This is a genomic window from Roseovarius sp. SK2 (assembly GCF_028807495.1).
Taxonomy (GTDB): Bacteria; Pseudomonadota; Alphaproteobacteria; order Rhodobacterales; family Rhodobacteraceae; genus Roseovarius; species Roseovarius confluentis.
On sequence record NZ_JARAMK010000012.1, the window covers coordinates 164,978 to 171,924 of the forward strand.

The 6,947-nt window shown below is 60.5% G+C and carries 7 protein-coding genes; 4 read left to right on the forward strand and 3 right to left on the reverse strand.

Annotated features, from left to right (window positions below; genetic code table 11):
- Positions 1-410 precede the first annotated feature (410 nt).
- The 3 genes from PVV74_RS19950 to PVV74_RS19960 form a co-directional block, all read right to left on the reverse strand.
- Complete coding sequence (locus tag PVV74_RS19950) at positions 411-1,694, reverse strand: MFS transporter (protein WP_274594390.1); 1,284 nt, start codon at positions 1,692-1,694, stop codon at positions 411-413.
- A gap of 136 nt (positions 1,695-1,830) precedes the next feature.
- Positions 1,831-2,982, reverse strand: a complete 1,152-nt coding sequence (locus PVV74_RS19955; protein ID WP_274594391.1) for an HPP family protein — start codon at positions 2,980-2,982, stop codon at positions 1,831-1,833.
- Between the two features lie 93 nt (positions 2,983-3,075).
- A complete protein-coding gene (locus PVV74_RS19960; RefSeq protein ID WP_274594392.1) occupies positions 3,076-3,909 on the reverse strand; it encodes a LysR family transcriptional regulator in 834 nt (277 codons plus the stop codon).
- A gap of 165 nt (positions 3,910-4,074) precedes the next feature.
- On the opposite strand from PVV74_RS19960, the gene PVV74_RS19965 reads away from it, so the two are divergent.
- From PVV74_RS19965 to PVV74_RS19980, 4 genes are all read left to right on the forward strand, one after another.
- Positions 4,075-4,737, forward strand: a complete 663-nt coding sequence (locus PVV74_RS19965; RefSeq protein ID WP_274594393.1) for a 5-formyltetrahydrofolate cyclo-ligase — start codon at positions 4,075-4,077, stop codon at positions 4,735-4,737.
- Complete coding sequence (locus PVV74_RS19970) at positions 4,734-5,093, forward strand: DUF488 domain-containing protein (protein ID WP_274594394.1); 360 nt, start codon at positions 4,734-4,736, stop codon at positions 5,091-5,093. Before PVV74_RS19965 ends, PVV74_RS19970 begins: the two co-directional genes overlap by 4 nt.
- Positions 5,093-6,112 carry an NAD(P)H-dependent flavin oxidoreductase gene (locus tag PVV74_RS19975; RefSeq protein ID WP_274594395.1) on the forward strand — a complete coding sequence of 340 codons (1,020 nt, stop codon included), beginning with the start codon at positions 5,093-5,095 and terminating at the stop codon, positions 6,110-6,112. Before PVV74_RS19970 ends, PVV74_RS19975 begins: the two co-directional genes overlap by 1 nt.
- A gap of 108 nt (positions 6,113-6,220) precedes the next feature.
- Complete coding sequence (locus tag PVV74_RS19980) at positions 6,221-6,448, forward strand: hypothetical protein (RefSeq protein WP_274594396.1); 228 nt, start codon at positions 6,221-6,223, stop codon at positions 6,446-6,448.
- Positions 6,449-6,947 lie beyond the last annotated feature (499 nt).

Below are 6,947 nucleotides of genomic sequence, written 5' to 3' on the forward strand. Positions count from 1 at the left end.
CCAGGAAAGCACGCGAAATGTCCTTTGATCCCTCGATGCCCGAAAGTACCGAGGTTTGTTCAATCGGTTCTTCAAAATGGCTGTTTTTGCACGCGGACCAAACGTTCTCCGCGCAGGTGACAAGTAGGTCGGGAGCAGTGCTCAAGCCCGACCGCCCTACCCCAATTGCAGACATCGCACCGTGCCGAGACCATTATCCGGATTGGGAATCAACTCCGATTAATAGATCAGTCCTGGTTCCTGAAGGGCTGCTCCTCGCCCTTATGTCCGAGTTTACTCTCTTTGGCGGGCGTGGACGCCGAAAGTAAAAGCGCTGCCAGCTCGTGAGCGACAATGGAAGTATAGGCGATTATCAGGACCGATCCTTATTTGACTGCTGCGCTATCCTCCCGGTGATGCAAACCTGCGGTTCACTCTGTCTCTGGAGCATTAGGATTCCACTCGGGAATAGGTGGCGCGGAGGCCGGCCAACTTTGGAAGCTTTCCTGGCTTTCTGCATCCGGACGACCTCGTTGGGCCAAGCGCCAGAGAACGAAAGCGGCGAAGAAGCTTGCTTCCGCCAGGAAGAACGCCCAAAGCCCTGACGTACCGGCAAACTCAAGAGCCGCGGTCGCCACCGCCGGACCAATTGTTGCTCCGCTCGCCCACATAATCAGAATCGTGGATGAAACCATCACGTGATCGGCCGGATCCGTGTGGTCATTGGTGTGAGCGGTTGAGATCGTGTAAAGCGACTCCGCGAGTCCACCCCAAATTGCGAACAGCACGAGAAGTGCCCAAAAACCATCGCCGCTGAGTGCTGCGCCGCCACCCGCAATCACAACCGACACCGCCGAGACGCCGAGCCCTGCGCCAAGAATGACTTTACGTCGATCCATACTGTCGCTGAGCCAGCCGAGTGGCCATTGTATAATCATGTTACCGCCCTGGAGGGCTGCAATCAGCAATGCGATGTCGCCCGGCTCCAGACCGACCTCGGTGCCATACATCGGGCCAACACCCATCATCGTCATGCCTAGGCCGCCCGACACGAACGCACCTACCAAGCCTACGGGTGAAATCCGGTAAACTGCAATCGGTCGGACCGCTATGCGCTCGGGCGGCGCTGGCTGCTGCAACCGCGTAAGCCCGACCGGGATCACGGCCGCTGCGTAAAGACCCGCAAGCAGCATCAGGGCCGCCGTTCCTTCGATATCCACCGCCCGCATAAGAAGTGCGCCGCCGGCGAGTCCAAGCGTGTAGCTTATGTAAAACAGTGCCATGACCCGCCCGCGCCAATTCGAGATGGTCACGGCGTTCAGCCAGCTTTGAGCCACCATGAACATTCCGGTCGTGCAGAACCCGCCCAATACCCGCAGTCCGCCCCAGGAATATAAACCTACGTCGAGGGCCAGCAAAAGCGCCGAAATCGTGCCGATGGCCGCCAGCGATGTGAATGCACGCACGTGACCGCTGCGACGCACCATATGCCCCGACAGAAGGCATCCAAGCAACATGCCCGCAGCATACGCCGTCACAACGAGCCCAACATTGCGCTGCCCGAGTCCCGCCTGATCGAGGCGTACCGGCACGTAAGTTGCCATCAGTCCATTACCAAGCGCAATTAACGCCATTCCGGCGACGAGCCCTCCAACCTGAACATAAGGACTCGGCCACGGTCGCTTGGCTTCGGTTACGTCGTGCGTTTTAGTCATTTCGCTCCCGATTTGACTGCAAGTTGGGGCCAATTCTCCATAGTCGCGTTCCACCGACGCGGCCTCCGCCATCGCCCGATCCATTGAGTTGATCAAGTACTTTTACCGCAACCGAACTCCGTAGCCGCACATCTACCTAATTCGGGTTTGTTCGCACCACGTTTCTCGCCAGCGCCGCGACAAGGTCCGTTCGTGTAACGATGCCGATTATCTTGTCTTTTTCCAGAACAGGAACCGCATCCGTCCCCCCGTCGGCCATCATCGGCAGCAACGCCCCGATGGGCGTATCGGCCATCGCACGGGGACCGGCGACACTCATGATATCCCCGGCCTTTGTCGGATTTTCGCGGCTTCGGTCCAGCAGGCGTCGCAAGGCGGCTGCGTATCCGCGGTCAAGACGCAAGGCATCCTCTCTTGCCTGGCGGATCAAGTGGATCTGGAAGATGACTCCAAGGAACTTCTCGTCCTGCTCGACGACAGGAAGGGACGTGAAACGATGCTGCCGGAACAGGTCCGCGACATCGCTCAGCGGCGTTTCGGGGTGGATCGTGACAAGGTCCCGAGACATGATGTCCTGCGCCGTCACCGGAACGGAGTGATGTGCCGCGGCCTGCATCTCCGCTGCCCCGATCAGGCGCGCCAGGTCCTCGACCCCAAGGTTGAAGGACTGGCTGTAGCGCTCCAGGATGTTTGTCAGTTCATCCTCGGACAGCCCTAGCCGTTCGGTCGGATTTCGGTCGCCAGTCCCGTGCTGGCTTGGGTCATCGAACTGCCGAAACGGGTAGTGCCGCCCCGTCAAACGCGCATAGATCGTCGCAAGAACCACAAGCGCCACGGTACCCACGCCAATCGGTGCAATCGCGAACCAGAACCCCAGATGCGCGATGGCATCGGGCGACAGGGCCGCCGTCATGGCCACCGCACCCGCCGGCGGGTGGACGGCGCGACACAGCATCGTCGCGGTTACGGCCAGTCCCACGGCAAGGCCGACCCTCAGGGCGGGATCGTCGACCCATAGGCAAACGGCGACTCCGACCAGTGCTGCTATCGTATTGCCGACAATCGCGGACCAGGGTTGTGCGAGCGGGCTGTTCGGGATCGCGAACAACAGAACGGACGTGGCGCCGAAGGGGGCGACAAGGTACAGCCCTAGTTGCAGGTCGACAGTCGGCGACAGTACGAGCAGTCCGGTCAGCCCCAGCCCGATCAGGACGCCAAGCCCTGCCCGAAGGGCCTCGACGCCGGAAACACGCGTAACCGCAGGGCCAAGTGATTTCAGAATGTGCAACGACACGCCTCCCGGCAAGATATGCACAAACTTTCATCACATTGCGAAAGGTTCAACAACGCAACTGACCGAACCGTCAATCCGGCCTTCATATCATCTGAACGCACGAACCTGCTCGAGGATCGGGTCGATCACGTCAAAGTCGCGCTCCTCGCGGATAAGCACCCAGGCGGGAAGGTCGAAAACCGGCGCGCGCGCCACCGTTTGCAAGTCGCCCGTCCGGATGTGTCGCTCGATCAGCCTCTCCGGGAAATAGCCGCAGCCACGGCGCACCAGCAAATGCTGCAACCCCAGCCAGCCGATATTGACCGTCAGGAACGGACTGGGAAAACCCGGGAACCCCGCACTGAACTGATCCGAGAATTCCGGCCCCCAATCGACATGGATATACGCGTCGGGTGTCATCGCGCCCTCGGGGTCGGAGGTCACCATGACCAGGCGTTCGGTGAACAACGGAAGCAGTTCCAGGTTCGGCCGCCGTTGCGGGGTATACATCGCCGCGATATCCAGACGGCCATCGATGATCCCCTGCATCAATTCCGGCTCGAAACCGATCTCCGCGCGAAATGACAGATCCGGTCGGGCCACGCTGATATCCGCAAGCCATGGAGTCAGGAATGCTTCCCAAAGGCCTATTCGCGCGCCGATATTGATGCGGGCGGAAAATCTTCCGGGCAGGCCGATCTCCCGCTGCGCCTGCTCCAGCGCGCGCACCATCTGCCCTGCGTGGACCAGGAACCGCTCGCCGTCATGCGTCAGGACCGCGCCGGCCTTGCTACGGGTGAAAAGCCGTCTGCCCAGCAGCTGCTCCAGCGCATGGATCCGCGCACTGACCGTCGATTGCGTGATGTGCAGCATGTCGGCCGCGGCAACGAAACTGCCGCTGTCGGACACCGCAAGGAACGTGCGTGCATGTTCGATATTCATATCGCACCATAATATCGGAAAATCCGATATGACATAACAATTAAATTCGTTTTTACGATTGCACCATGTGGCCGATAGTGGCGTTGACTTCGCGGGTTCACCTCGTGCGGCATGTGACCCATGCGACGGGGGCTTTTTCACGTCCCACAGCAGACGGAGACAGAAATGACCGACAGAGGATACGCATCCTCCCCCTGCTACATGCACGCGTTCGACGACCATGCGCGGGCCGTGTCACCTCCCGACCCGGGGAACTGGCCGGAAATCGCTCTCTGGCGCAAGCTTCAGCGCGAGGACCTGATCGAGAAACGCCTCGAACTCTCGGTCAATACCCGACAGGCAACATCACGCCACATCGCCGCGACCCTGGACAAAACCGTGGATCTCGCCTCGAAACCCGTCATCGGCGTCTACTGGCCGTTCCGGGGCGAACCCGATCTTCGCGACTGGATGCGCCGCGTTACAGAGCGCGGCGGCCGCATCGCCCTGCCCGAAGTCGTGGATAAGGCAAAGCCGCTCGTGTTCCGGGAATGGACCCCGGGATGCTCCATGCGGCGCGGTGTCTGGAAAATCCCAGTTCCGGACAATGACACGCGCCTCGCGCCCGACATCGTGATCTCGCCAGTGGTCGGCGCCGATGCGGCAGGATTCCGGCTGGGATACGGTGGCGGCTTCTACGACCGGACGTTGGCCAGTCTCTCACCGAGGGCCCGCGCAATTGGTGTCGGGCACGTTGTCTCGACACTCCGCACGATCTATCCGCAACCCCACGACATCGCGATGGACGACATGATTCTCGTCGACCCGGCCCGGGACCAAGCGCAATGACGCAGATCTGGACCAAGCGCGCCTATGCCGAGGCGCATGCGAATGACGGCACGCGCATTCTGGTCGACCGGGTCTGGCCGCGCGGCGTGTCCAAGGAGGACCTGGATATCGTGGCATGGGAAAAGGACGTCGCCCCCAGCAAGGACCTGCGCCAATGGTTCAACCACGACCCCGAAAGGTGGGATGAGTTCCGCGACGCGTTTTTCGCGGAGCTCGACAAACGGCGCGACGCCGTCGACCGGATCGCCGGTCAGGTGCGCGAAGGCCGCGTCACGCTGATCTACGGCGCGAAGGACGAGCGTCACAACAACGCCGTCGCGCTCAAGGACTATCTCGAACGAAGATCCGACACCTGATGCGCGGCCTACTGCACCAACCGATCTGCGACATTCTCGGCTGCGATTACCCGGTCCTTCAGGCAGGCATGGGCGGCGTGGCACGCGCGAAACTGGCGGCGGCGGTCTCCGATGCGGGCGGGTTCGGATGCCTCGGCATGGTCCGCGAACCTTGCGACCTGATAAGGCGCGAAATCGCAGAGGCGCGACACCGAACCGACCGCGCATTCGGGGTCAACCTGATCCCGGCTGCGACCGACCCCGACCTGTTCACCGAACAACTGAAGACCTGCAAGAACGAAGGCATCGAAACCCTGGTCTTCTTCTGGGATGTCATGCCCGAGGCCGTCGCGCGCGCCAACGACCTTGGCATGCAGGTCGTCTACCAGGTGGGATCGGTGGGCCAGGCTCGCGCCGCGGAAGCGGCCGGCGCGGTCGCGATCATCGCCCAGGGCGTCGAGGCCGGCGGACATGTGCACGGCACCGTATCCTCGCTGGTTCTGGTGCCGCAGGTGGCCGCCGCTATCGAATTGCCTGTCATCGCTTCGGGCGGTTTCGCAACCGGACGCGGCCTCGTCGCGGCCATGGCACTCGGTGCGCAGGGCATCCACTGCGGCACGGCCTTCCTGGCGGCCACGGAATCCTTTGCCCATGACCTTCACAAGCAGCGCGTCGTGCAGGCGGCGTCGGACGAGACGGTCCATACGGACGCCTTCGTCATCAACTGGCCCAAGGGCGCCGCGGTCCGCGTGCTGCGCTCCGCCGTCACCGACAGTCTGGGCGACCGGCTGTTCGGCCACGACCCCGACACGATCCCCCGCCACCGGATCGCGGACGAGGACGGCAAGCCGATCTATCGCTGGAGCACGGATTCCCCGCTGCGCTCGATGCAGGGCGATCTGGATCAACTCGCCCTCTTTGCCGGTCAGTGCGCAGGGTCAATACATAGTATCCGACCGGCAAAGGAAATATTGCAATCTATCTTGCATGAAGCACAGGTATGTGTAGAGCGGAATGGAATGGGCAAGAAACAGACATAGCAAACTCAGCCTCGGCTATTGGGAAACTTTTGAAATTGCGCCAAAAGGATGCGCTGAATTTTGGTGAAGCGGCTTCAAAGAAGAAATTAATTGCTGGAGTGATGAGAGGTGACAAAAGAAGATCGTATCGTCGCCCTTGAGCGGGAAATTATCTATCTGCGCAAGGCAGCAGTCAAAGTCGTTTTGAGCCTGGTCGAAGGCGCGATCATGTCGCCCAAGGAGCGGGAGGTTCTGGCGCGCAGTCTCGAACTGGATGCCAAGGATGCCGACGAGGAAACGGCGCGTCTTTATAGTCTCATCGCCAGCGCTTTAAGGAACTGCAACGAAAATGCCTGACCTCAAGTTGTGCATATTATTTTTGTCTGAAGCCAGCACCCACCCAACAGATCTAGGCGTTTGAGAAAATTCCTTGCAAAACGAGGCCCGATAACGGGAGGAGGCCGCTGACAAGTCGGTCACGGATTAAACGGGAGACCCGCGAGCATTGCTCGGCCGAGGAGAAGATTAGGGTTATTCTGGTCGGCTTATACTATTCCTGATCAAGGAGTTTCTGAAAGCCGGAAAGTAAGGCCCGCCTTTAGGCCGACACAGCCCGTTAGGCGGCGGTGTCTTTCACCGACTTTGCCTTAGAGCATGGGCACCTGACGCCGAGAGCTGGCGGTCAAGGACAACGATGAGAAGCGCTACTCCGAATCGAGCGGAGCCGCGCTATTCGTTAACGTCAATTTTATTAAGAGGAGTCATCCGACGTCACCTCGAACCTCGCCTGATCGCCAGGTAAACCGAAGCCACTGTGAGTGCCCAGAAAAACCAGCATATGCCGGATCGGAAAAAG

What these genes read in the sequence shown, in the direction of transcription:
- PVV74_RS19950 (WP_274594390.1), bottom strand. Translation starts at nt 1,694, where the DNA reads ATGACTAAAACGCACGACGTAACCGAAGCCAAGCGACCGTGGCCGAGT.
- PVV74_RS19960 (WP_274594392.1), bottom strand. Translation starts at nt 3,909, where the DNA reads ATGAATATCGAACATGCACGCACGTTCCTTGCGGTGTCCGACAGCGGC.
- PVV74_RS19965 (WP_274594393.1), top strand. Translation starts at nt 4,075, where the DNA reads ATGACCGACAGAGGATACGCATCCTCCCCCTGCTACATGCACGCGTTC.
- PVV74_RS19970 (WP_274594394.1), top strand. Translation starts at nt 4,734, where the DNA reads ATGACGCAGATCTGGACCAAGCGCGCCTATGCCGAGGCGCATGCGAAT.
- PVV74_RS19975 (WP_274594395.1), top strand. Translation starts at nt 5,093, where the DNA reads ATGCGCGGCCTACTGCACCAACCGATCTGCGACATTCTCGGCTGCGAT.